The following is a 24,247-nucleotide window of genomic DNA, read 5'->3' on the forward strand; positions in this document are numbered from 1 at the left end:
CGCGGCAATGTCTCCGGGGTGTTACGCGGGTGCTACCGGGTGACTAAGGTGCGGACGGTGTGCCGGCATGCGCGCCGGGAATCGGGCGCTCGCCGGCCGTGAGGGCGTGCAGCAGGCGACTGAGGTTGCGGATGTCTTCGATCGGCCAAGCCTCGAGGGCGTCGACGAGCGTGCTCTCCTGCGGCGCGCGCGCCGCCGCGAGGCGCTCGAGCCCGGCGGCGGTGGGGGAGAGCAGGCTCGAGCGGCCGTCCTCGGGATCGGGCGTGCGTTCGATCAGCCCCAGCTGCTCGAGCTCGCGCACGGTACGGCTGATCTGCCCCTTGTCGGCCCCGAGACTCTCGGCGAGGGCCGACAGCGTCACGGACTCGCGCCGCACGATGGTGGTGAAGACCTTGTACGCGCCCGGGAGCATCCCCGGACTCACGCGATTCGCGTTCTCGGAGATGATCCGCCGGAAGCGATTGATCAGCTCGCCGAACTCCGCCTCGAGGGCGCGCACCGCCACGGTGCGCGCCTCTCGGGTGTCGTCAGCGGTCATCGGGATCGACACTAGCGTCGACGCGAGGGGGCATCGGATGCCGCGGGGGCGGCATCCGTCGTGGTGACCGTGCCCGTCGCGGCAAGCGCGTCCATGCCCTGGGGCGTCGAGACCGTCGCGAGATCGGCCTCGCTCGCAGCCACCCGCTCGCTCGTCGTCATACGCGTAAGCGGCACGTTCGGCAGGAACACGATCGCGATGAGGCTGATGACGGCGACCGGCACCGCGATGAGGAACGACTGCGCGATGGCCTGCGCGTAGATGTCCTCGATGATGACCCGGATGCCCTCGGGGAGCGCGGACACCTGCGGGATCGTTCCGGACTGCAGCTGCTCGCCGAGCGCTGCACCCTGCTCGCCGAGCTTCGCGAGGGCGGCGCCGATGTCGGCCTTGCGGTCGCCGAAGAGCGTGGTCGCCGACGAGGCGAGAGCCGCGCCCATGACCGAGACCCCGATCGTGCCGCCGAGGCTGCGGAAGAACGCGACACCCGAGCTCGCGACGCCCATCTCGGTCGGCTTCGCGGTGTTCTGAACGATGAGGACGAGGTTCTGCATCGTCATGCCGACGCCCGCGCCGAGCAGGAACATGTAGAGCGAGACGAGGGCGAAGTTCGTGTCGTAGTGGATCGTCGACAGCAGGAACGAGCCGGCGATCAGCAGGATGCCGCCCGTGATCAGGTACGGCTTCCAATGCCCGTACCGGGTGATCAGCGCGCCGATGACGATCGAGGCGATGAGAAGGCCCGCGATCATCGGGATCGTCATGAGACCGGCCTCGGTGGGGGTCGCGCCCCGCGCCATCTGCATGTACTGGCTGAGGAACACCGACGTGCCGAACATCGCGATGCCGGTCGCGATCGAGGCGATGACCGCGAGGGTGAACGTGCGGTTGCGGAAGAGCGTCAGGGGGACGAGCGGCTCCTTCGCGCGGAGCTCGGTGATCACGAACAGCGCGACTCCCAGGAGTGCGCCCCCGACCATGAGGACGGTCTCGGTGCTCCACCAGTCGTAGGAGTCGCCGGCGCCGGTGATCCAGATGAGCAGGAGCGACACCGACACCGACAGCAGCACGATGCCGATGTAGTCGATCGACACCTTCCGCTTGGCGCGGGCGGGGAGGTGGAGCGTCCGCTGCAGCATGATGAGCGCGAGGACGGCGAACGGGATCGCGACGAAGAAGTTCCAGCGCCATCCGAGCGTGTCGGTGATGACGCCGCCGAGGAGCGGGCCGCCGACGGTGGCGACGGCCATGACCGCGCCGAACAGGCCCATGTAGCGACCGCGCTCGCGCGGGCTGATGATGTCGGCCATGATGACCTGGCTGAGCGCGGCGAGCCCGCCGGCGCCGATGCCCTGCACGGCGCGGAAGCCGATCATCATCTCGGGGCTCTGCGAGAAGCCGGCAGCCGCCGTGGCCAGCACGAAGATCACGATGGCGATCTGGATGAGGAGCTTGCGGTTGAAGAGGTCTGCGAGCTTGCCCCAGATGGGGGTCGAGATCGCGGTCGTCAGCAGTGTCGCAGTGATGACCCACGTGAAGGCGGCCTGGTCGCCCTCCAGGTCGTGGACGATGACCGGTAGTGACGTCGAGACGACCGTCGAGGCGAGCATCGAGACGAACATGCCGAGCAGCAGGCCCGACAGCGCCTGCAGCACCTGGCGGTGGCGTCGCTTTTCGTCGGGGGCGACCGTCGCGGTCGCGGTGGTGGACGTAGCCATGGGAGTCCTTCGAGAAGAAACGTGATGAGGAAGCGGCGGCGACGATGGCGCGGGATTGTTGAACCGGGTCAACAGTTGATCGGAGTCAACCATAGGGGTAATCGTTGATGCGTGTCAACTATTCCCGCAGGCTGGGATGCTTGTCGCGGGGAGGGGACGGCGTCAGTCCGCCAGGGCGAGGGCGCGGAAGGGCTCGCGCGGCGTAGTCGCCGGCTGCGGCATCCGCTCAACGCCCTGCCGGGCGCGGGTCGTGCGCTCGTAGAGCTCGTCGATGAGCGCGGTCGCGAGGCCGACGAGCTTGTCGATCTCGGCGTCGTCGCGATCGACCCACGCGCAGCGCGGCTCGTCGCCGACGGGGATGAACGCGTCGTGCTGCTCCCACGCGACGAGCGTGCGCTCCGCGCCGAGCACATGCTGCTGCCACCAGATCTGCCGAAGGTAGGACCGGGGGATGCTGCGCCACGACTTGTTCGTCGTCTTGATCTCGCACAGCGTGATGCGGCCGTCGGTATCCACCGCGACTCCGTCGGGGGTCGCGAGGTGGCGCTTCTCAACCACCGCGTGGAACAGGGCGGACGAGGGCTGAATGCCATGCGTCGCCGCGACCCAGGCGGCGATCTCGGGCTCGCGAACGCGCCCGTGGGTGGTGTAGGCGTTGCCCGAGAAGCCCGAGCCCATGAGCTTGGCGTCGGCCGCCTTCGCGATCGCGTTCACCGACGTGAGCGTCGCGACATCCGTGGCCGTGATCCCGCGCGAGCGCGCCCGGATCCACGCGACCCGATCGCGCGAGTCGGCCACCACGCGCGCCGCCAGCTCAGGCGAGCGTGCGGCGAGTTCGGGAGTCACCTCTCGAGGCTACGCCGCACGGGCGACATCCCGCTCTCACGACACCCCCCCTCTCCGCCCCGGAGCGCGAGTGCACGACATGGCGCAGAGTGCACGGCCCGCCGGCGCGCGCAGGTCGTGCACTCGCGGACAAGCCGTGCACTCGGTAGCGAGAGGCGCGGTGTGACGGAGCGCGACGCGCCAGGCAGAGGTTCCTCCCCGGCAAGCGCGGCGAGTCGAGTTGTGCACAACGGCGGGCGAGGATGCTGGAGCGGTGCCAGTCGGGCCGACGCTGGAGGATGCGCCGCGCCGTGTCTGTCTCCGAATTGAGTCCTCTCGTCCGTTCGACGGGGGCGCTGCTTCAGAGGGGCTGGTCGGAGCGATCCATTGCGGCGGCGGTTCGCTCTGGCGCGTTGACGCAGGTGCGCCGCGGGTGGTTCATGGCGGCGACCGATGCCGCAGAACTGTGGCCCGAAGGGCGCCACCTCGCGCACGTCATCGCTGTGACTCGAGACGCCACCGGCGACGCGGCGACCTCCCACGTTTCGGCGGGGGTGTGGTGGGGTCTCCCGCTGTACCGGCACACGCCGACGCGGGTCCATGTCACGACGGATGCCCCGCAGCGCATCTCGAGCGGAACCGACGTCATCCGGCATGTCGCGCCGCTCCCGGCATCCGACGTCGTCATCCGTCACGGAATCCGCACCACCTCGCTGGCGCGCACAGTGTTCGACCTCGTACGTACGCTTCCGCCCGAGGCGGCCGTGGCGTGTGCGGACGCGGCGGAGCGCATGATGGCGCAGCGGGGACGGGAGTGGGACGAGGATGCGGTGCAGTCGTGGCGCCATGGCATGAGCGAGCGCATCGCCGGAGCAGCCGGCGCCCGGGGGATCAAGCAGGCACGCTGGGTGACCGCGTTCGCGAACGGCAGGGCGCAGCTGCCCGGCGAGAGCGTGAGCAGGCTGCAGATCGTTCGACTGGGCTTTCATACTCCGCGGCTGCAGGTGCCCGTCGCGGGGCCGGGGGCGAAGCGGTACTTCGTCGATCTCGGTCTTGACGACGTCGGCGCCTTCGGCGAGTTCGACGGCCAGGGCAAGTATCTCGACGAGGCGCTGCGGCGCGGCATCCCTCTCGAGCAGGCCCTCCTGGAGGAGAAGCAGCGCGAGGACTGGATCCGCGGCACGACGCAGCGGAAGTTCGCGCGCTGGGGTGACGAGCACATCACCTCGCCTGCAGCGCTCGCCGCGCGCCTGCGGTCGTTCCACATCACGCCGCGGCGCTGACTGGCTCTCACCCGGCCGCGAGCGCACGACCGACCCGCGAGTGCACGACGTACCGGCGCGGGCAACCCGTGCACTCGCGGACAAGTCGTGCACTCGGGGAGATGGGGGGATCGAGAAGGGGTGGGCGCCGATTTGGCGGAGGCGCGGGGGTCGCGTACTCTGGTGGGTAGCCAAAGACCGCCGGTCATCGACGTGAGCGCAAGCGAACGACGATCGAAGCTCTGCAGTGCAGGGGCCCGCGCAGGTGTACGAACGAATCTCTTCGAGAATCCAGCTCCGTGCGCTTGCGCCGGAGCTTCTTCCATTTCAGGGCGAGATCGGATGAGCGGATGCCGCTGGCCGACGCCCCGTCATCGCGGGAGCGTCTCGTACACACAAGGAGTGGCCATGGCGCAGAAGGATGCATCGGTCGCCGAGCTCACGAAGCAATTCGAGGACTCGACCGCCGTTCTGCTGACCGAGTACCGCGGTCTGACGGTTGCCCAGCTCAAGGAGCTGCGCAACAGCATTCGTCAGGACGCGGAATACGCCGTGGTGAAGAACACGCTGACCAAGATCGCGGCCAACAAGGCCGGGATCTCTTCGCTGGACGACGACCTCAAGGGTCCGTCTGCCATCGCTTTCGTGCACGGTGACCCGGTCTCCGTCGCGAAGGGTCTTCGTGCCTTCGCCAAGGCACACCCTCTTCTCGTGATCAAGGGCGGTTTCTTCGACGGAAACCCCCTGACTGCGGATGAGGTCAACAAGCTCGCTGATCTCGAGAGCCGTGAAGTCCTGCTGGCGAAGCTCGCCGGTGCGATGAAGGCCTCGCTGACGAAGGCGGCCTACGTCTTCAACGCACTGCCGTCGAAGGCCGTTCGCACGGTCGACGCGCTGCGTGAGAAGCAGGAGTCCGCGGCCTGACATCGGGCCCCGGCGTAGAACAACCCACAACAAGGAGACACATCATGGCAAAGCTCAGCACTGAGCAGCTGCTCGAGGCGTTCAAGGAGCTCACCCTCATCGAGCTCTCCGAGTTCGTCAAGGCGTTCGAGGAGACCTTCGACGTCACCGCCGCCGCCCCGGTGGCTGTTGCCGGTCCGGCTGCCGCCGGTGGCGCTGCCGCTGAAGAGGTCGAGGAGCAGTCGGCATTCGACGTCGTGCTCGAGGCCGCAGGCGACAAGAAGATCCAGGTCATCAAGGTCGTCCGCGAGCTCACCTCGCTCGGCCTCGGTGAGGCGAAGGCTGTTGTCGACGGCGCTCCCAAGGCCGTGCTCGAGGGCGCGACCAAGGAAGCCGCTGACAAGGCGAAGGCCGCTCTCGAAGAGGCCGGCGCTACGGTTACCCTGAAGTAACCTCGCTTTCCACGAAGGCCCCGGATGCTGGCATCCGGGGCCTTCGTCATGCCCGCAGCATCCGAACGGGATTGCCCTTTCTCACGATCTGATCACGAGATTCGATTGATTTTCCGGGTGAGTGTTGCATCGTCAGCATCGGGATGTTAGAAAGAGAAAGCGCATTCCAGAATGCGCATTCTCATCCATCGACGACGATGACCGGAGGGCCAACGGTGACGACGACGCACCGCCCCAGAACGCGACCGCCCGGTCGCGACAGCGAGGCAGCCGCATGAGCGCCATCAGCGAACTCGGCAAGCTCAAGCGGGCGAAGTCCGAAGGCAAGAAGCAGAACAAGGCCGCGTACCTGTTCCTCGCGCCGTGGTTCGTGGGCCTCGCGCTCATCACGATCGGCCCGATGGTGGCTTCGTTCGGACTCTCGTTCACGCGCTACAACCTGCTGAGCCCGCCGAAGTGGATCGGCTTCGAGAACTACGCGCGGATGCTGACCGACGAGCGACTGGCGACGTCGCTGCAGGTGACCTTCACCTACGTGTTCGTCTCGCTGCCGCTGCAGCTTGCCGCGGCGCTCTTCCTCGCGATCGTCCTGGACCGAGGTCTGCGGGGCCTGGCGTTCTACCGCTCGGCCTTCTACCTGCCCTCGCTCCTCGGCGCCAGCGTCGCGATCGCGATCCTGTGGCGTCAGATCTTCGGCGTCGACGGGCTCGTGAACCAGGTTCTGCGCATGTTCGGCATGGAGGGTCAGGGGTGGATCTCGAACCCCGACACCGCGCTCGGGACCCTGATGATCCTGAACGTCTGGACCTTCGGGTCGCCCATGGTGATCTTCCTCGCGGGTCTCCGCCAGATCCCGTCGATGTACTACGAGGCGGCCTCGGTCGACGGCGCGAGCCGGCGCCAGCAGCTGTTCCGGATCACGATCCCGCTGCTCACCCCGATCATCTTCTTCAACGCGGTGCTGCAGCTCATCGGCACGTTCCAGTCGTTCACCCAGGCCTACATCGTCTCGGGCGGCACCGGCGGCCCGGTCGATTCGACGCTCTTCTACACGCTGTACCTGTATCAGCAGGGCTTCACGAACTACAACATGGGCTACGCCTCGGCGATGGCGTGGCTCCTGCTGATCATCATCGCCGTCCTGACCGTCCTGATGTTCTGGACCTCGAGGTATTGGGTTTTCTACGATGACCAAGATTGACCCCGCCGAAACGTCCGCGCCGCTTGCCACCGAGACGATCGTCACCGGCCGGCCCGCGGGCAGTGAGCGCCGCCGCAACCCGTTCCGGAAGCCCCTCACGAGCGTGGTGCGCCACACCCTGCTCATCGCATTGGCGGCCGGGATGCTGTACCCCGTGATCTGGATGGTCGTGAGCTCGCTGCGGCCCAACGAGGAGATCTTCCGCGACCCGGGGATCATCCTCGACAGCTTCGAGATCCAGAACTACGTCGACGGCTGGACGGCGCTCACCTACCCGTTCAACGTCTACATCTGGAACTCGGCGCTGATCGTGATCGGCTGCATCATCGGCAACCTCGTGTCGTGCTCGATGGCGGCGTATGCCTTCGCCCGGCTGCAGTTCACCGGCAAGGCGATCTGGTTCGCGGTGATGCTGCTGAGCATCATGCTCCCGATCCACGTGATCATCGTCCCGCAGTACGTGCTCTTCTCGCAGCTCGGCTGGATCAACACGTTCCTGCCGCTGATCGTGCCCAAGATCCTCGCGACGGACGCGTTCTTCATCTTCCTGATGGTGCAGTTCATCCGCGGCATCCCGAAGGAGCTCGACGAAGCCGCACGCATCGACGGTGCCGGGCATCCCCGCATCTTCCTGCAGATCATCCTGCCGCTGATGGTGCCGGCGCTCGCGACGACGGCGATCTTCACCTTCATCTGGACGTGGAACGACTTCTTCTCGCAGCTGATCTTCCTCACCAAGCCCGAGCTGTACACGGTGCCGCTCGCGCTCCGCTCCTTCGAAGACGCGCAGAGTGCGACCAACTACGCGCAGATGTTCGCCATGAGCGTCGTCTCGCTGATACCGATCTTCCTCATCTTCCTGTTCGGCCAGAAGTTCCTCATCAAGGGAATCGCGACGACCGGGATCAAGTGACGACTCGTCACGCAGCACTTCGCGGGCCCGCCGGGCCCACCCTCATCACACGCACCACACACACAACCCGACTTCGGTCGAAAGGATGCAAGACATGCGACGCACCAGAACCGCACACCGCTGGTTGCTGTTCACCGCTGTCGGCGCAGCGACGACGCTGGCGCTGACGGCGTGTGCAGGATCGACGGAGACTCCTGCCACCGGGCCGACGCTCTCGGATGAACCCGTGACGATCAGCTTCACGTGGTGGGGCAACGACGTCCGCCACGGGATCACCGAAGAGCTGATCGCGGCCTTCGAGGCCGAGCACGAGAACATCACCATCGAGCCGCAGTACACCGACTGGGCCGGCTACTGGGACAAGCTCGCGACGACGGTCGCCGCGGGGGACGCTCCCGACATCATCCAGATGGACGAGAAGCAGCTGTCGACGTACGCCGCCAACGGCGTGCTGCTCGACCTCGGCACGCTCGGCGACTCCCTGCCGACGGGTGACTTCCCCGAAGCGGTGCTCGGCACCGGTGCCCTGGACGGCACGCAGTACGGCGTTCCGGTGGGCATCAACTCCTACACCTACATGGCGAACCTCGATCTGCTGGAGAGCCTCGGCATCGACGTGCCCGACGACGAGACCTGGTCGTGGGACGACTTCACGGCCCTCGCCGAAGAGGTCACCGCCGCCAGCGGCGGCGCGGTCATCGGCTCGCAGTCGTGGGGCTTCGAAGACGGTGGACTCAACAACTGGCTGCGTCAGCACGGCGAGTCGCTGTACGCCGAGGACGGCTCGCCCGAGGTCTCGGCCTCCGAGGAGACGCTCGCCGAGTGGTGGCAGCTTCTGCTCGACGTCACCGAGGCCGGCGGCACCCCCGACCCGTCCGCGACCATCGAGCGGGAGTCGGCCGGTCTCGCCGAGTCGTTCACGGCGACCAACCAGTCCGCGTTCGGCCCGTGGTGGTCGAACCAGGTCGCGGCGCTTCGCGATGCGAGCGGGCAGAATCTCGAGCCCCTCATGATCCCCACTCCCGACGAGGGGGCGGGCCAGGCGGCGTACTACAAGCCCTCGATGTTCTGGTCGGCGTCTGCGAAGACCGAGCACCCGGGCGAAGTGGCGCTCTTCCTCGACTTCCTCTCCAACAGCGAGGAGGCGGCCGACCTGCTTCTCGCCGAGCGCGGAGTTCCGGCCAACGAAAAGATCCGCGAGTACATCACGCCCAAGCTCGACGAGACGAACCAGGAGGTCGTCGACTTCCTGGACAGCATCTCCGAGCGCGTCGGCGACGCGCCGCCGGCGACCCCGCCGGGCGGTGGTGCGATCGAGACGATCATCGATCAGCACACCCAGCAGGTGCTCTTCGGCGAGAAGACGCCTGAAGAAGCGGCGGCGAGCTTCATCGCAGAGCTCCAGCGGGCTCTCGACGACGCCGCCATCTGAGCCGATGAGCGGATCGCGTTCGTCCGTTGCGCGATCCGCTCATCCATCCACTGCTCGGGGCCGGATCGAAGTGATGAGGGGTCCGGTCCCGAGCGGCCCCCGACGACGCGGAGCGGCGAGCACGCCAATCCGCCCCGCCGGGATCCGCCACGCCCACAATGTCTCTAGAGCCTGAGGAGGTCGCGTTGACCGAGGTCACGTCGCGTCCCATCACGATGGCGCAGGTAGCCCAGTACGCCGGAGTGTCGCAGGCGTCGGTGTCGCGCGTCCTCAACGGTGTCGCCACCGTCGATCCCTCGATCGTCGCGAAGGTCAACCGCGCCGTCGCCGCGCTGAACTACTCGCCGAGCGAGGCCGCTCGCAGCCTCGTGCGCGGCAGCAGCCATACGATCGCCCTGCTCGTGCCCGACCTCGAGAACCCGATGTTCCAGGGTGTGCTCAAGGGCCTCACGATGGCTGCGGCGCGGGACGGGTATCGCGTGCTCGTCGCCGACAGCGCCGAGGCCGTCGGCGTCGAGGCCGAGATCGCCACCGAGGCACGCAGCAAGTGCGACGCCCTGGTGCTCGTCTCGCCTCGCATGCCCGATCAGGAGCTCAAGGACCTCATCGCGCGCACCACGCCCGTCGTCGTGGTGAACCGCCGCGTAGACGACACACCGGCGGCTCAGCTCGCGGTGGACTACGCCTCCGCGGTGAAGGAGCTCGGCATCCATCTCATGGGTTTCGGGCATCGCCGGATCGTCTATGTCGCAGGACCCGCGCTCAGCTACGCGAACGAGTTGCGCGCGCAGGGCCTCGGCGAGCTGACGCGCGAGTACGCCGATCTCGAGATCCTCACGATCGGTGCCGGATCGAGCATGGAGGCCGGGTACGACGCCGCCGACGCGGTGCTCGAGACCGGCGCCACCGCCGCCATCGCCTTCAACGACCTCGTCGCCCTCGGCCTCCTTTCGCGCCTGGGCGAAGTCGGAGTCGATGTGCCCGGGCAGATCTCGATCGTCGGCCTCGACGACATTCCGCAGTCGCGGTTCGCCGCGCCGCCTCTCACGACCATGTCGGTGCCGCGCATCGAGATCGGCCGGCAGGCGTGGAATCGGATGCGGCAGGCCCTCGACGGCGAGAGTGCCGACCACCCGATCTTCTATCGTCCGGTGCTCGTGGCCCGAAAGAGCTCGGGTCCGGCCTCGCACGCGAGCGGCTGGGTCGGACCGGCCCGCCCGGTGCTGCGACTCGGCTCGACGGTCGTCGCCCAGTACGACGAGGGCGCCACGGTCGACTCGGTGCTCTCGCCCCGGCCGTTCCTCGACGCGGTCGTCTCGCGCGGTGGAACCCCGCTGTCGGTGACCGAACCCACCGACCACCCGCACCACCTCGGGGTCAGCCTCGCGATCCCCGACGTCAACGGCACGTCGTACTGGGGCGGCCGGACGTACGTGCGCGGCGAGGGATCGATCATGGTGCCCAACCACGGCCGGCAGCGGCGCGACCGGCTGCACATCGACGGGCACTCGCTCGACGAGCGGCTCAGCTGGGTCGACCAGACCGGCACGACGCAGCTCGTCGAGGTGCGGGAGCTGCGCTCGGCCGAGCTCGAGAACGGCTGGGCGCTGCGCTGGCGGAGCCACCTCAAGGCGACGCTCGACGCGATCACGTTCGGGTCGCCGGCGACGAACGGGCGCGAGGGTGCGGGCTACGGGGGCATCTTCTGGCGCTTCGCACCCGAGCGGGCACGGGTCTTCAGCCCCGCGGGCGACACCGAGCGCGACGTGCACGGCGCCGCTACGCCGTGGCTGGCCTTCACCTTCCCCGAGCGCGCCACCACAGTGGTCCTCGCACAGGGAGCCGAGCCGCTGCCGTGGTTCGTGCGCTTCGCCGAGTACCTCGGTGCCGGGCCGTCGATCGCCTGGGATTCCCCGCACACGATCCCCGAGGGCGGTGAGCTCGACCTCGAGCTGACCGCATTCGTGCTCGACGAAGACCTCGGCGACGCGGAGGCCGTCGAGCGGGTGCTCCCCGCTCTGCGGGCACGGGCCGGCCTGTGAGTGCACCGCTGCGCGTCGGCATCGCGGGGGTGCACGGCCATGGCCGCAGCCACGTGGATGCCGTGCTCGCCCAGCCCGACGATGTGGAGCTCGTCGCCGTCGCCGACCCCCGGGGCGGCGGCGACGTTCCGCGATCGGTGAGCGTGCACGCGGATGCCGAGGCCATGCTCGCCGCGGGCGGACTCGACATCGCGATCCTCTCGACGCCGATCCCGTCTCACGCGGCGCTCGCCGTCCAGGCGCTCGAGGCCGGCGCGCACGTGCTCCTCGAGAAGCCGCCCGTCGTCTCGATCGCCGAGCACGATCGCGTGCTGACGGCGTCGGTCGCCGCCGGGCGTTCTGTGCAGGTCGGCTTCCAGTCTCTCGGCAGTGCGGGCATCGATGCCGCACGCGACCTGATCGCCTCCGGCGAGCTCGGCGAGATCGAGCATCTGGGCACCGTCGGGCTGTGGTCGCGGTCGGAGGAGTACTGGCGCCGGAGCGCCTGGGCGGGTCGGCGGACGGCATCCGACGGCTCGGTCGTCGCCGACGGTGCCGTGACCAACCCGCTCGCCCACGCCGTCGTCACCGCCCTCGCGATCGGCGGCGCCCACGCTGCTGCAGACGTGCGCGGCATCCGCTCCGATCTCCGCCGTGCGAACGACATCGACACCGACGACACGTCATCGCTCGTGATCGAACTCTCCGGCGGCCTGCGGATCGCGGCAGCGCTGAGCGTCACGGCACCGCGGCGCCACGAGCCGTTCGTGCTGATCGCGGGCGCCCGCGGTCATGCTCTGTACTTCTACACGCTCGACCTGCTGCAGGTGCACGGTACGGGCGCGCTCGCGCGCACGTATCAGTGCGCCCGCCGCGGGCTGCTGGCCGAGCTGGTCGCGCACGTGCGCACCGGCGCCGCGCTCTCCGCGCCGCTGGCGAGCACGGGGGCCTTCACGCGCGTACTCGAAGAAGTCGTCGCCGCTCCCGAACCCCTCGCGATCGCACCGGAGCACATCGATATCGAGCAGCGCGGCGGCGAGACGTTCCGCATCGTGCGCGGCATCGAGGAGTGGTCCGAGCGCGCGGCATGGGAGGGACGCACGTTCGCCGAGCTCGGCGCGCCCTGGTAGCGCTCAGCGGCCGACGCCCACGATCGCGGACGCGTCGTCGTCGATCGCGGCGGTGGAGTTGCGGACGATCAGGGGAGAGGCCTCGTAGATGCGGTGTGTCGGGGCAGCCGGATCGTCGAGCTGCCACATGAGCAGCTGCACGGCGGCCCGCCCCTGCTGGTGCGGCTTCTGCTGGAGCGTCGTCAGCGAGAACATCTCGGCGTAGGCGTGATCGTCGATCCCGACGACGCTGAGGCCCTCGGGAACGCGGATGCCGAGTCGCCGTGCCGCGATGATCGCGCCCACAGCGACCTCGTCGCAGACCCCCACGAGCGCCGTCGGCCGCGTCCGCCGGTCGCCGAGCAGTTCCACCGCCGCTCCGTAGCCGCCGGGCACCGTCACCGCGGATCTCACCTGCTGAATGGATGCCGCGCACCCGGCATCCCGCATCGCATCGATGTATCCCTCGAGCCGATGCGCATCGCCGAAGCTCGTGCGATGGCCGTCGGGATCGCCGCCGAGGAAGGCGATCGAGCGATGCCCGAGTCCCAGCAGGTGCTCGGTGGCGATGCGCGCGGCCGCGGCGTCGTCGATCGACACCGCGTTGGTGCCGACGTCGTACCCTCCGACGCTGACCACCGGCTTCCCGAATGAGACGAGGCGCTCGAGCTCACGAGCGCTCGGCTCGATGCCGACGGCGATGAGGCCGTCGAAGCGCTTGCGAGCGAGGAAGTGCTCGAACATCTCGCGCCGCGCGTCGGAGCCGGGCTGCGCGCCGTAGAGGGCGAGGTCGTAGCGCCGCTCGAGGAGGGCGTCCTGGATGCCTTCGAGCACCTGGGCGAAGAACCAGCGGTCGAGGGCCGGCATGACGACGCCGATCGTCTGCGTGCGACCGGTCACGAGGCTGACGGCGCTCGTGGTCGCGACGTACCCGAGGGCTTCGGCGGCGGCTCGAACGCGGGCCCGCGTCTCATCCGAGACGTAGCCTGCCCCGGTCAGGGCGCGACTGGCGGTTGACTTCGATACGCTCGCAGCGCGCGCGACGTCGGCGATGCCCCCCATCGGATGCCCTCCTTCGGACGCGGTGGACGACGCCGTCCACCGGTCTATGTGGAACCGTTCCCGGGACCCATCATGCCGGGGAGGTTCGTGATACGCCAGCACGAATCCACTGTTCACCGAGTTGTGATCAGAGTCGATTGTGTCGACCCGGAGCATCCTCTAGCGTGGCATGGAATCGGTTCCCGACGTTCCACACGCGGAGCCCGGGGCAACGAGTGCCCTGCGGAACTCAATGAGGAGGACGTATGAAGTCATCAAGAAGCCGCATCCTGGTCTCGATCGCCATGGCAGGGGCGGCAGGCATCGCGCTCGCCGGCTGCAGCGGCGGTCCGGGTGTGGACAACGGCGGCGGCGAAGGTGGCGGCGATGACGTCGTCACCGTCTACGGCACGATCGTGACCCCCGAACAGGAGCTGCTCGAGGAGTCCTGGGCCGCATGGGAAGAAGAGAACGGCATCGACATCCAGTACGAGGGGTCGAAGGAGTTCGAGGCACAGATCGCCGTCCGCGCCCAGGGCGGCACGCCCCCTGATCTCGCGATCTTCCCGCAGCCGGGCCTCCTCGCCGACATGGCGAGCCGCGATCTGGTTCTTCCCGCGCCCGAGGTCGTGGTCGCCAACGTCGAGGAGTACTGGTCGGAGGACTGGGCCGGCTATGGCACGGTCGACGACACGCTCTACGGTGCGCCCCTCATGGCGAGCGTCAAGGGATGGATCTGGTACTCGCCGTCGAAGTTCGCCGAGAACGGCTGGGAGGTGCCGACCGACTGGCAGGGGCTCATCGACCTGACCGCTCAGATCCAGGCCGACAGCGGCGAGCCGCCCTGGTGCATCGGCTTCAACTCCGATGCCGCCACCGGATGGCCGGGCACCGACTGGATCGAGGACATCGTCCTGCGGCAATCGGGCACCGACGTCTACGACCAGTGGGTCACCAACGACGTGCCCTTCACCGCGCCGGAGATCAAGTCGGCGTTCGAGGAGTTCGGAAAGGTCGCCCTCGACCCGAACTACGTCAACGCGGGCTTCGGCGGGATCGACACCATCGTCACCACCCCGTTCGGCACCGACCCGGCCGCGGCGCTCGCCGACGGCTCGTGCACGCTGCATCACCAGGCCTCGTTCTTCGACGGATTCCTCGTCGATGCCGGTGCCGAGGTGGGCGAGGACGGTGATATCTGGGCCTTCCTGACGCCGCCCTTCGGCGCGGGAGGCGGTTCGGACGGCGCGGTCGTCACCGGCGGCGGCGAGATCGTCGCGGCCTTCGACGACTCGGAGTCCACCGTGAAGGTACAGGAGTACCTCTCCAGCCCTGAGTGGGCGAACAGCCGGGTCTCGCTCGGCGGCGTGATCAGCGCGAACAAGGGTCTCGACCCGGCGAGCGCCTCGAGCCCGATCCTGCAGGAGGCCATCTCGATCCTGCAGAGCGACACCACCACCTTCCGCTTCGACGCCTCCGACCTCATGCCGGGCGCAGTGGGTGCGGGAACCTTCTTCAAGGGAATGGTGGATTACGTCAACGGCACCGATCTGGACACGGTGCTCGAGCAGATCGAATCCGGGTGGCCGTCCAGCTGACGCCCGCCTGATCAGGACGGGGCCGCCACCCTTGCGGTGACGGCCCCGTCCCCTCCCGCTGCACATGTCCGAGTCCGACGCCGTACTCGAAAGGAACCCATGTCCGCTTTCCTGAAGTGGGTGAGCACGCTCAATCCGTGGCTGGAGATCGTCGTCATCGTCGGCGTCTTCCTGCTGGTGGTCGCACTCATCCTGTTCTTCGTCGAGATCGCCCCGCGCTCGGGCCGGATGTACACGATCATCCGCCTCGCCGCGTGCGTCGCGTTCCCCGCGCTGTTCCTGTGGCTCCTGCAGTCCTATCAGTGGGCGATCGGCGCAGCCGCGGTCCTGGGTCTGCTCTTCTTCTTCCTCGACAAGAGGGCGAAGAACGGGGCCGGCTCGCTCTTCCAGCTCTTCGGCTTCCTGACTCCGGCCATTCTGCTCATCATCGTCGGGCTCATCATTCCCACCATCCAGACGATGTTCCAGGCGTTCATGAACTCCCGCGGCACCGAGTTCGTGGGGTGGGACAACTTCGTCTGGATCTTCTCGCAGGACCAGAACGTGCGCGTCGTCGTCAACACGATCATCTGGGTGCTCATCGCCCCCGTCGTCTCGACCGCGGCGGGCCTGGCCTACGCGTACTTCATCGACAAGACGAGGGGTGAGCGCTACTACAAGATCCTCGTCTTCATGCCGATGGCGATCTCGTTCGTGGGCGCCTCGATCATCTGGCGCTTCATGTACACGCCTCGCCCGGCCGACCAGGAGCAGATCGGCTTCCTCAACCAGGTGATCGTGTGGTTCGGGGGGCAGCCGTACAACTTCCTCGCCGTGGAGCCGTGGAACACGCTGTTCCTCATCATCGTCCTGATCTGGATCCAGACCGGGTTCGCGATGGTGATCCTCTCCGCAGCCATCAAGGGCGTGCCGACCGAGCAGCTCGAGGCGGCAGAGCTCGACGGGACCAACGGCTGGCAGCGGTTCATCAACGTCATCGTGCCCGGCATCCGTCCCGCGCTCATCGTCGTGCTCACGACGATCTCGATCGCCTCGCTCAAGGTCTTCGACATCGTCCGCACGATGACCGCGGGCGCGAACAACACCTCCGTCATCGCGAACGAGATGTACACGCAGTTCCGCAGCTTCGAGGCGGGGCGCTCCGCCGCCTTCGCGGTGGTCCTGTTCGTGCTGGTGATGCCGATCGTGATCTACAACGCGATCCAGCTCAAGAAGCAGAGAGAGGCACGCTGATGAGTGCGGTCATGCCGGTCGATCTTCCGATCGACGACGAGGGCAAGAAGGATCTCGCACGCGGTGCCCGCAGGGCCGACCGCGACATGTTCGGCAAGACCAAGCGCCGGCTGACGTCGCGCTGGGCGACGCTGGCGGCGCTCATCATCGCGATCCTGTGGACGATTCCGACGTTCGGCGTGCTCATCAGCTCGTTCCGGCCGCGGGAGCTCATCCAGACCACAGGCTGGTGGACGGTCTTCGAGAACTGGGGCTGGACTCTCGACAACTACGCGACGGCGCTGCAGTCGGGCAACAGCCAGCTCACGATGGCCCAGGCGTTCGTCAACTCGTTCGCGATCACGATCCCGGCGACCGTGATCCCGATCTCGATCGCGCTGCTGGCCGCCTACGCGTTCGCGTGGATGGACTTCCGCGGCAAGAACATGCTGTTCATCCTCGTGTTCGCGCTGCAGATCGTGCCGATCCAGATGGCGCTGATCCCGCTGCTGCAGCTGTTCTCGCAGGGCACGATCTTCGGCATCCCGGTGATCCAGGCGATCGGCTCGGCCGGCTACGCCCAGGTGTGGATCGCCCACACGATGTTCGCGCTGCCGCTGGCGATCTTCCTGCTGCACAACTTCGTGTCCGAGATTCCGCACGAGGTGATCGAGGCGGCGCGTGTCGACGGCGCCGGGCACGGGCAGATCTTCTTCCGGATCATCCTGCCGCTGACCATGCCCGCGATCGCATCCGTGGCGATCTTCCAGTTCCTGTGGGTGTGGAACGACCTGCTCGTCTCGCTCATCTTCGCCGACGGCAATGTGGCCCCGATCACGAAGCTGCTGGCCGAGATGAGCGGCAACCGCGGACAGGACTGGTACCTCATGACGGCGGGTGCGTTCATCGCCCTCATCGTGCCGCTCGTGGTGTTCCTGTCACTGCAGCGATTCTTCGTGCGAGGACTCCTCGCCGGCAGCACGAAGGGCTGACGGCGGGCACCGGGACCACGCGGCACGCGCTCGGGGGGACGCGTGCCGCGTCACCCGTGCGTGCGGGGGCATCGCTAGCCTCGAACCATGGATGCCGCCGCCGATGTGTCTGTCGACCGCGCCGCCGTCGATCCCGCTGTCGGTCTGACGGCGGCGGATATCGTCGAGCGGATCGCGGCGGGTCGCACGAACGATTTCACCGCCGACACGAGCCGGAGCGTCTGGAACATCGTCCGCGCGAACGTCTTCACGCTGTTCAACGGGATCGTCTTCGCGTGCTTCTTCGTGCTGTTCGTCCTCGGCCGCTGGCAGGATGCGCTGTTCGGTCTGGCAGCCTTCGCGAACTCGATCATCGGCTGCGTGCAGGAGTTCAAGGCCAAGTCGGCCCTCGATCGACTGGCGCTGCTGAACGCACCCCGCGCGCGGGTACGGCGCGACGGGCGCGAGCTCGACGTGGCGCCGGGCGACGTCGTGCAGGACGACATCCTGGTTCTCCGGGCGGGCGATCAGGTGCCCGCAGACGCCATGATCGTCGAGACCCGCGCTCTGCAGATCGACGAGTCGATGCTCACCGGCGAGTCGGATGCCGTCGACAAGAAGCCGGGCGACGAGGCGCTCTCGGGATCGATCGTCGTCTCGGGCGACGGTGCCGCGCGCGCCATCCGCGTGGGGGCGGACTCGTACGCCAACAAGTTCGCCGGCGAGGCCAAGCGCTTCTCGCTCGTCGCGTCGGAGGTGCGCGGATCGGTCAACCGGGTGCTGAAGTGGATGAGCTGGATCATCGGCCCGGTGGGCCTGCTCGTGCTGAACGCCCAGATGATGGTCGCGGGCGGCTGGGCCGAGGCGGTGGCGAACGGCGGATGGGTGCAGGCGGTCGTCAACACGATCGCGGCGCTCACTGCGATGATCCCGCTCGGCCTCGTGCTGATGACCTCGATCACGTTCGCCGTCGGGGCAGCGAGGCTCGCGGCGAAGCAGGTGCTCGTGAACGAGCTGCCCGCCGTCGAGGGCCTCGCGCGCGTCGACGTGATCTGCCTCGACAAGACGGGAACGCTGACGGCGGGTGAGATCGAGTTCGACGCCCTGCATCCGATGCGAGGGACCGACCCGGCCGTCGACGCCGTGCTCGGCTGGTACGGAGCGGCCCCCGACGCGAACGCGACGGCGCGATGCCTGCGGGCGCCCTTTCCGGTGACGCATCCGCTCGCCGTCGCCGAATACATCGCATTCTCCTCGGCGCGCAAGTGGAGCGCCGTCTCGTTCCTGTCGGGTCCGGAGGGGTCATGGGTGCTCGGTGCGCCCGAGATGGTGTTCGGCGACGCCGCATCGGATCCGTCGACCGACCTCGGGCGGGTCGTGACGACCCTCGCCTCGACGGGGCGGCGCACCCTGGTGCTCGCGATGTCGGAGGCGGCCCTCACAGAGGCCGACGTCGAGGCCGAGTCCCTGCCTCCGGGACTCGTCCCCGTCGTCGTGGTGACCTTCCGCGAGCAGGTGCGGCCGGACGCCGCCCAGACTCTCGCGTATTTCCGTGAGCAGGGTGTCGGCATCCGGGTCATCTCGGGTGACAACCCGCGCACGGTCGCTGCGATCGCGCGCGAGGTCGGGCTGGAGGTCGACGAGGGGTTCGACGCGCGGAGGCTCCCCGACGACGATGCCGAGCTCGGCGCGATCCTCGAGGATCACGCCGTGTTCGGCCGGGTCACGCCTGAGCAGAAGAAGCGGATGGTCGTCGCACTGCAGGCGCGTGGTCACGTCGTGGCGATGACCGGAGACGGCGTCAACGACGCGCTCGCGATCAAGACCGCAGACATCGGGATCGCGATGAACTCCGGCGCCGCCGCCACGAAGGCGGTGGCTCGGCTGGTGCTTCTCGACGGGCGCTTCTCGCATCTCCCCGACGTCGTGGCCGAGGGCCGGCAGGTCATCGCGAACATCGAGCGGGTCTCGATGCTCTTCCTCACCAAGACGGTCTACGCGACGGGCCTCGCGATCCTGTTCGGGATGCTGGTGCTCGAGTTCCCGTTCCTCCCACGCCAGCTGTCGATCACCGACGGGCTGACGATCGGCATCCCCGCCTTCTTCCTGGCGCTCCTGCCGAACACCCAGCGTTACGTCCCCGGATTCCTCCGGCGCTCGCTGGTGTTCGCGATACCGGCCGGCATCGTCATCGCGCTCGCGCTCCTCGGCTACACGCTGGGGGCCATGGCCCTGGGGGTGCCCGAGGACGAATTGCGCACCGGGTCGACCATCATCCTCGCCATCGTCGGCATCTGGGTGCTCACCGTTCTCTCGCGCCCGATCACGCGGTTCAAGGCCCTCGTGATCGGCGCGATGTTCATCGCCCTCGTCGCGGTGTTCACGCTCCCGCTGCTGACCGAGTTCTTCGTGCTGGTCGATCCGGGGGAGGAGGCGGCGTGGCTGGTCGCCGTCGTGACGGCGATCGCGATCGGCGCGATCGAGATCGTGCGGTACTTCCATCGCCGGTATGTGGCCCGCTCGATGGATGCCGCGAGCGGCTCAGGGGGCCGCTGACCTCGGGTCTGCCGGCGTCGGGACATCGCGAACGAAATGCCGCGCTGCGGGCGGTGCCCACAGCGCGGTCAGCACGAAGGCGCCCAGTGCGAACTGCACCGCCGCGCTCCAATCCCACCCGTCGGTGGTCAGGAGTGTCGCCAGGTGCAACGACATCAGGATGCCGAGATACACCGACGCCAGAATCCGCGAGAGCCGGCTGCCGCGCGCGATGCCCGACGCGACGGCGACCAGGAGGAGGCCGACGAGGATGATCGCGGCGCCGAGAAGTGAGACCGCAAGGACGGCGCCGGATCCGACGCGGTAGCGACTGAGCAGGACGAGCGTTCCGACCAGCACGTTCGCGAAGGCGACGATGTAGACCAGCACGACGGCGATCGTCACGACGGCTGGGCGGCGTAAGAGGTCGGCGGTCACGCGACCACTGTAACGAGCGGGATCAGGACGTGCAGCCGAGGCGTGCCTGCATCGACTCCATCGCGTCGATCTCGGCGGTCTGCCCGTCCTTGATCGACTGCGCCACCTGCAGCGCCCGCGCGTCGGTGCCGAGCTCGAGCAGCGCCTCGGCCATCGGGATCGCGCCCTCGTGGTGACGGATCATGAGGCTGAGGAACTGACAGTCGGCATCCTGGCCGGTGGCCGCGGCGAGGGCGTCGAGCTCGGCATCCGATGCCATGCCCATCGCGATGCGCGCCTCTTCGTCCGTCAAGGGGTCGTCGCCCCCGACGCCGTGGTCGTGCCCTGCATCGGACGCGCTCATCCACTGCATCATCGGGCCACCCGACTGGGGGAGTCCCCACTGCACGAGCCAGTCGAACATCTCGCCCCGCTGGCCCGCCTGCCCGGTGGCGATGTCGTAGCTGAGCACGCGCAGCTCGTCATCGTCGGTCTTGCGGTAGATCTCCATCGCCATGGCGATCGCCTGGGCGTGATGAACCTGCATGTCGCGGGAGAACCCCGCCTCAGGGGAGTCGGTGCCGGGATCCACCGGCCCGGCGTTCCCGAACGTCGAGAAGCGTCCGACCGCGAAGGCGAGGGCTGCGATCGCGAGGAGCACGAGCGCCACGACCCACCAGCGCACCACGGGGCGCGCCGGCGCGATTGCGCCGGCGTCGCCTGCGGGGTCGGCGCTGCTCACCGAAGGCCTACTGCTTGCCGGGGGCGTCGAGCGCGCCGGTGCACGCGGCGTTGGGCTCGGGGACGTTCTGGCTGCGCCAGAACTCCTCGAAGAACTCGCCGATGCGCTCGTCGTCGGCCGAGTCGACCTTCAGCTGGTGGTTCCAGTTCGAGATGGCGATCGGGGTGTCCATCCCCTCGTACGGCGAGAGGATCACGTACGACGAGGGAAGCGTGCCCTTGAGCGTGTCGAGCTCGTCGCCCGAAACCTCGGCCGGGTCGTAGGTCACCCAGACGGCGCCGTGCTCCATCGAGTGGACCGCGTTCTCGTTCGGAACCGACTGGTCGTAGATGCCGCAGTTGAGCCACACGGCGTTGTGCTCGCCGCCGGCGGGCGGGGTCTGCTCGTACTCGACGGCGCCCTCGACGTGCTGCGTGACGTGCTCGAAGGTCTCGACGCCCTCGATCTCGACCCCGTCACTGCCGGCCTCGTAGTCCTGCGGCGCAGGCGGCGCGAGGACGATGGAGGCGACGACGAGGGCGACGATCACGAGCGCCGCGGTGCCGCCGACGATCCACCAGACGAGCTTGCTGCGACGGCGCTTGGCAAGCTGGCGCTGGTACTCGGCGAGCTTCTCCTGGCGCTTCTGCTCGCGCTGCTGCTTAACCGTCAGCGTGATCTCGGCCTGCTTGGCGGGGTTGCCGCTCGTGCGCTTGTCGTCGGGGCGCGGGGGTGTCGGGGTCATGTGTGTGATCTCGGCTCGGGCGCCACGGAGGGCGAATGCGTGCGGGTGCGGGACAGGCCGCGTCGACGCGGACCGGCTCCAGCCTATGCGCCGGAATGCTCATGTGGCTGAGAAGGCGCCCAGATGACGGGATGCTCGGGCGGCGGCATCCGCTATCATGGTCCTTTCGAATCGATTCGATTCGGCCTGATGCCTCGCCGCTGAAACGAAACACACGTGCTCGATACCGCCTCCATCCCCATTGCCCGAGCCGAAGGCTCGGCGCGCCCGTCGACCCCGGCGCCCTCGTCCACCGGCGCCATCCGGACCCTCGGCCCGAACCCGGCTACCGCGCCGATCGTGCTGCACCCCGGAGACTCGATCCCCGCCGGGCGTCGGGTGCTCTACATCATCCTTCTCGGGGCTCTCACCGCCCTCGGCCCGTTCACGATCGACCTCTACCTGCCGGCGTTCCCGGTGCTCGAAGCGGACTTCCAGACGACGGCGACGGCCATCCAGCTGACCCTCACCGGAACCATGATCGGCTTCGCGCTCGGCCAGCTGATCGTGGGTCCCCTCAGCGACAAGGTCGGTCGTCGTGTGCCGCTGCTGTCGGTCACGGCGCTGCACGTCGTCGCGAGCGTCGCGGCGGCCCTCGCACCGACTCTCGAGCTGCTCTCGGCCGCGCGCGTCATGCAGGGCGCGGGTGCTGCCGCCGGCGGCGTGGTAGCAGCCGCGATCGTGCGCGACCTCTTCGGCGGACGCCGTCTCGTCGTGATGCTTTCGCGCCTCGCGCTCGTCTCGGGCGTGGCTCCCGTGCTCGCGCCGCTCGTAGGCTCGGCTCTGCTGCTGGTGATGCCCTGGCGCGGCATCTTCGTGGTCCTCGCGGTGTACGGCGCGGTCATGCTCGTCTCGGCGATGATCTTCATCCCCGAGACGCTGCCGCCCGCTCGTCGCCACGAGAAGGGCGCCACCACCGTGTGGCAGCGCTATCGGAGCGTCTTCAGCGACCGCGTCTTCATCGGCGTGCTCATCATCGGCGGCATGACCTTCAGCGGACTGTTCTCGTACCTGTCGTCGTCGTCGTTCCTCTTCCAGCAGGAGTACGGCTTCGACGCCCAGCAGTACGGCCTGCTCTTCGCGGCGAACTCGCTCGGCGTCGTAGTGGGCGTCCAGGCCGCGTCGCGGCTCGCGGCGCGGTTCGGCCCACAGTGGGTCATGGCGTGGTCGACGGCGGTGCTCGGCATCTCGGCTGCCGCGATCATCGTGACCGATCAGATGGGTCTCGGGCTGTGGGGCACCGTCGTGCCGCTGTTCGTCTTCATGACCGCGTGCGGCTTCACGTTCCCGTGCGTGCAGGTGCTGGCCCTCGATCGGCACGGCAAGGCCGCCGGCACCGCGCAGTCGATCATCGGCGCGACGAACTTCGGGGTCGCGGGCCTCATCTCGCCGCTCGTGGGCTGGCTCGCGCGCGACGCCGGCATCACCGCGACGACGATGGCCTCGGTCATGGTCGGCTGCGCTGTGATCGGCGTGCTGTCGCTATGGTTCGTCGTGCGCCCGCGCACGGTCGAGCGCCTCGCGCCCTAGGTCCTCGGGGCTTACGTCGGCTTCCGCGGTCAGCCGGGGATGATCCGCGTCGGCTGCAGGACGAAGATCCGTGCGGTGCGCCCCGAATCGCGCTCGTACTCGCGGTAGTCGGGCCACTGCGCTTCGAGGATCGCCCAGATCGCGTCGCGCTCGGCATCGGGCACGAGGGTCGCGTGAACGGCCATCCGGCGGCCGCGGACGGTGATCTCGGCATCCGGATGCGCGAGCAGGTTCGCCGTCCACGCCGGGTGCTTCGCCCCCGCCCAGTTGGTGCCGGCGACGATCGCGCGGCCGCGGCCGTCGGCGGTGTACATGAGCGGCGCATCCCGCGGCTCTCCCGAGCGCGCCCCGATCGTGTGGAGGATCAGCGACGGAACGATGAACGCGCTGAACTGCACGCGGCCGTTCGACACCCGCGCGAGGAATCGCTCGAACGGCGGGAGCACGGTCGTCGCGAAGCGCCGGAACCATCCCGTGCGGGTGATCGGCGCGACGATGGCGCGAAGGGCGTCGGCGGCGCGGGGCATGAGCCCATCATGCTCCGCCGGCGACCGCGCGCACAGGCTGCAGACGGAACAGGCGCACCGCCCTGCCCGACTCGCGCTCGTAGTTGCGGTAGCCCGGCCACTGCGCTTCGATCAGCGCCCATGCCGCATCGCGCTCGTCGTCGGGGATCGGGGTCGCGCGCACCGGCATCCGTCGCCCGCGAACGGTGATCGCCGCCTCAGGATGCGCCAGCAGGTTCGCCGTCCACGCCGGGTGCCGTGAACCCGCGAAGTTGGTGCCCGCCACGATCGCTCGACCGTGCCCGTCGGGCGTGTACATGAGCGGGGCGTCGCGCGGTTCGCCCGACCGAGCGCCCACGGTGTGCAGCACGAGCGAGGGCACGAGAAGCGCGCTCACCTGCACGCGGCCGCGCGAGATCCACGCGACGACGCGCTCGACCGGCGGCAGCAGGGCGGGGCCGATCACGCGCCGGAACACCCGCGTTCGGGTGAGGGGGGCGATGAGGGCGCGCACCGCGTCGACGACTCCGGTCATGAGGCCATCATGCTCCCGCGCAC

General features: G+C 68.4%; 22 protein-coding genes. 13 read left to right on the forward strand and 9 right to left on the reverse strand.

Features of this window, described 5'->3' with window-relative positions:
* Positions 1-43: 43 nt before the first annotated feature.
* The 3 genes from FFS15_RS01155 to FFS15_RS01165 form a co-directional block, all read right to left on the reverse strand.
* On the reverse strand, positions 44-538 hold the full coding sequence (locus FFS15_RS01155) for a MarR family transcriptional regulator (protein ID WP_171013033.1): 495 nt from the start codon (positions 536-538) through the stop codon (positions 44-46).
* An 11-nt stretch (positions 539-549) separates the two neighbouring features.
* Positions 550-2,256: an MDR family MFS transporter gene (locus FFS15_RS01160; protein WP_137843161.1), complete on the reverse strand. Its 1,707-nt coding sequence runs from the start codon at positions 2,254-2,256 to the stop codon at positions 550-552.
* 162 nt (positions 2,257-2,418) lie between these two features.
* The gene (locus FFS15_RS01165) at positions 2,419-3,102 is read right to left on the reverse strand and encodes a YqaJ viral recombinase family protein (RefSeq protein WP_137843162.1); all 684 of its coding nucleotides are present in this window, start codon (positions 3,100-3,102) and stop codon (positions 2,419-2,421) included.
* Between the two features lie 392 nt (positions 3,103-3,494).
* Here FFS15_RS01165 and FFS15_RS01170 point away from each other — a divergent pair, with 392 nt between their 5' ends.
* From FFS15_RS01170 to FFS15_RS01205, 8 genes are all read left to right on the forward strand, one after another.
* Positions 3,495-4,364, forward strand: coding sequence for a hypothetical protein (locus FFS15_RS01170; protein ID WP_137843163.1), 870 nt, complete (start codon positions 3,495-3,497; stop codon positions 4,362-4,364).
* A gap of 387 nt (positions 4,365-4,751) precedes the next feature.
* Entirely contained in the window at positions 4,752-5,267 is a 516-nt protein-coding gene (gene rplJ / locus FFS15_RS01175) for a 50S ribosomal protein L10 (protein WP_137843164.1), read from the forward strand.
* 44 nt (positions 5,268-5,311) lie between these two features.
* Positions 5,312-5,698 (forward strand): 50S ribosomal protein L7/L12, encoded by a 387-nt coding sequence (gene rplL, locus FFS15_RS01180; protein ID WP_137843165.1) that lies wholly within the window; start codon positions 5,312-5,314, stop codon positions 5,696-5,698.
* A gap of 274 nt (positions 5,699-5,972) precedes the next feature.
* The gene (locus tag FFS15_RS01185; protein ID WP_137843166.1) at positions 5,973-6,899 is read left to right on the forward strand and encodes a sugar ABC transporter permease; all 927 of its coding nucleotides are present in this window, start codon (positions 5,973-5,975) and stop codon (positions 6,897-6,899) included.
* Positions 6,886-7,812 carry a carbohydrate ABC transporter permease gene (locus FFS15_RS01190; protein ID WP_249353618.1) on the forward strand — a complete coding sequence of 309 codons (927 nt, stop codon included), beginning with the start codon at positions 6,886-6,888 and terminating at the stop codon, positions 7,810-7,812. The genes FFS15_RS01185 and FFS15_RS01190 overlap by 14 nt, the downstream gene beginning before the upstream one ends.
* 94 nt (positions 7,813-7,906) lie before the next feature.
* Positions 7,907-9,244, forward strand: coding sequence for an extracellular solute-binding protein (locus FFS15_RS01195; protein WP_137843167.1), 1,338 nt, complete (start codon positions 7,907-7,909; stop codon positions 9,242-9,244).
* A 185-nt stretch (positions 9,245-9,429) separates the two neighbouring features.
* Positions 9,430-11,286, forward strand: a complete 1,857-nt coding sequence (locus FFS15_RS01200; RefSeq protein ID WP_171013034.1) for a DUF6807 family protein — start codon at positions 9,430-9,432, stop codon at positions 11,284-11,286.
* Entirely contained in the window at positions 11,283-12,395 is a 1,113-nt protein-coding gene (locus FFS15_RS01205; RefSeq protein WP_171013035.1) for a Gfo/Idh/MocA family oxidoreductase, read from the forward strand. The genes FFS15_RS01200 and FFS15_RS01205 overlap by 4 nt, the downstream gene beginning before the upstream one ends.
* A 3-nt stretch (positions 12,396-12,398) precedes the next feature.
* Here FFS15_RS01205 and FFS15_RS01210 read toward each other — a convergent pair whose 3' ends face one another.
* The gene (locus FFS15_RS01210) at positions 12,399-13,436 is read right to left on the reverse strand and encodes a LacI family DNA-binding transcriptional regulator (protein ID WP_137843170.1); all 1,038 of its coding nucleotides are present in this window, start codon (positions 13,434-13,436) and stop codon (positions 12,399-12,401) included.
* A gap of 245 nt (positions 13,437-13,681) precedes the next feature.
* Between FFS15_RS01210 and FFS15_RS01215 the strand changes: the two genes are divergently transcribed.
* The 4 genes from FFS15_RS01215 to FFS15_RS01230 all read left to right on the forward strand — a co-directional run bounded on the left by FFS15_RS01215 (position 13,682) and on the right by FFS15_RS01230 (position 19,752).
* Positions 13,682-15,013 (forward strand): ABC transporter substrate-binding protein, encoded by a 1,332-nt coding sequence (locus FFS15_RS01215; RefSeq protein WP_137843171.1) that lies wholly within the window; start codon positions 13,682-13,684, stop codon positions 15,011-15,013.
* Between the two features lie 99 nt (positions 15,014-15,112).
* On the forward strand, positions 15,113-16,246 hold the full coding sequence (locus FFS15_RS01220) for a sugar ABC transporter permease (RefSeq protein ID WP_137843172.1): 1,134 nt from the start codon (positions 15,113-15,115) through the stop codon (positions 16,244-16,246).
* On the forward strand, positions 16,246-17,217 hold the full coding sequence (locus tag FFS15_RS01225; protein ID WP_137843173.1) for a carbohydrate ABC transporter permease: 972 nt from the start codon (positions 16,246-16,248) through the stop codon (positions 17,215-17,217). The genes FFS15_RS01220 and FFS15_RS01225 overlap by 1 nt, the downstream gene beginning before the upstream one ends.
* 87 nt (positions 17,218-17,304) lie before the next feature.
* Entirely contained in the window at positions 17,305-19,752 is a 2,448-nt protein-coding gene (locus tag FFS15_RS01230) for an HAD-IC family P-type ATPase (RefSeq protein WP_137843174.1), read from the forward strand.
* Here FFS15_RS01230 and FFS15_RS01235 read toward each other — a convergent pair.
* From FFS15_RS01235 to FFS15_RS01245, 3 genes are read right to left on the reverse strand one after another with little or no spacing between them, the layout of a single operon-like run.
* Positions 19,738-20,169, reverse strand: a complete 432-nt coding sequence (locus FFS15_RS01235; protein WP_137843175.1) for a hypothetical protein — start codon at positions 20,167-20,169, stop codon at positions 19,738-19,740. The two genes, FFS15_RS01230 and FFS15_RS01235, sit on opposite strands and share 15 nt — an antisense overlap.
* Positions 20,170-20,191: 22 nt before the next feature.
* Entirely contained in the window at positions 20,192-20,854 is a 663-nt protein-coding gene (locus tag FFS15_RS01240) for a DUF305 domain-containing protein (protein WP_137843395.1), read from the reverse strand.
* Between the two features lie 43 nt (positions 20,855-20,897).
* On the reverse strand, positions 20,898-21,614 hold the full coding sequence (locus FFS15_RS01245; RefSeq protein WP_137843176.1) for a DUF3105 domain-containing protein: 717 nt from the start codon (positions 21,612-21,614) through the stop codon (positions 20,898-20,900).
* Between the two features lie 216 nt (positions 21,615-21,830).
* Between FFS15_RS01245 and FFS15_RS01250 the strand changes: the two genes are divergently transcribed.
* Positions 21,831-23,183, forward strand: coding sequence for a multidrug effflux MFS transporter (locus FFS15_RS01250; RefSeq protein ID WP_137843177.1), 1,353 nt, complete (start codon positions 21,831-21,833; stop codon positions 23,181-23,183).
* 29 nt (positions 23,184-23,212) lie between these two features.
* Here the strand turns inward: FFS15_RS01250 and FFS15_RS01255 are convergent, their stop codons facing one another.
* Together FFS15_RS01255 and FFS15_RS01260 are read right to left on the reverse strand one after the other, a co-directional pair.
* Positions 23,213-23,710, reverse strand: a complete 498-nt coding sequence (locus FFS15_RS01255) for a nitroreductase family deazaflavin-dependent oxidoreductase (protein ID WP_137843178.1) — start codon at positions 23,708-23,710, stop codon at positions 23,213-23,215.
* A 7-nt stretch (positions 23,711-23,717) separates the two neighbouring features.
* Positions 23,718-24,224 carry a nitroreductase family deazaflavin-dependent oxidoreductase gene (locus FFS15_RS01260; RefSeq protein WP_137843179.1) on the reverse strand — a complete coding sequence of 169 codons (507 nt, stop codon included), beginning with the start codon at positions 24,222-24,224 and terminating at the stop codon, positions 23,718-23,720.
* Between the last annotated feature and the right edge of the window lie 23 nt (positions 24,225-24,247).

Source organism: Microbacterium sp. 2FI (assembly GCF_005502885.1).
In the GTDB taxonomy this organism is placed as follows: Bacteria; Actinomycetota; Actinomycetes; order Actinomycetales; family Microbacteriaceae; genus Microbacterium.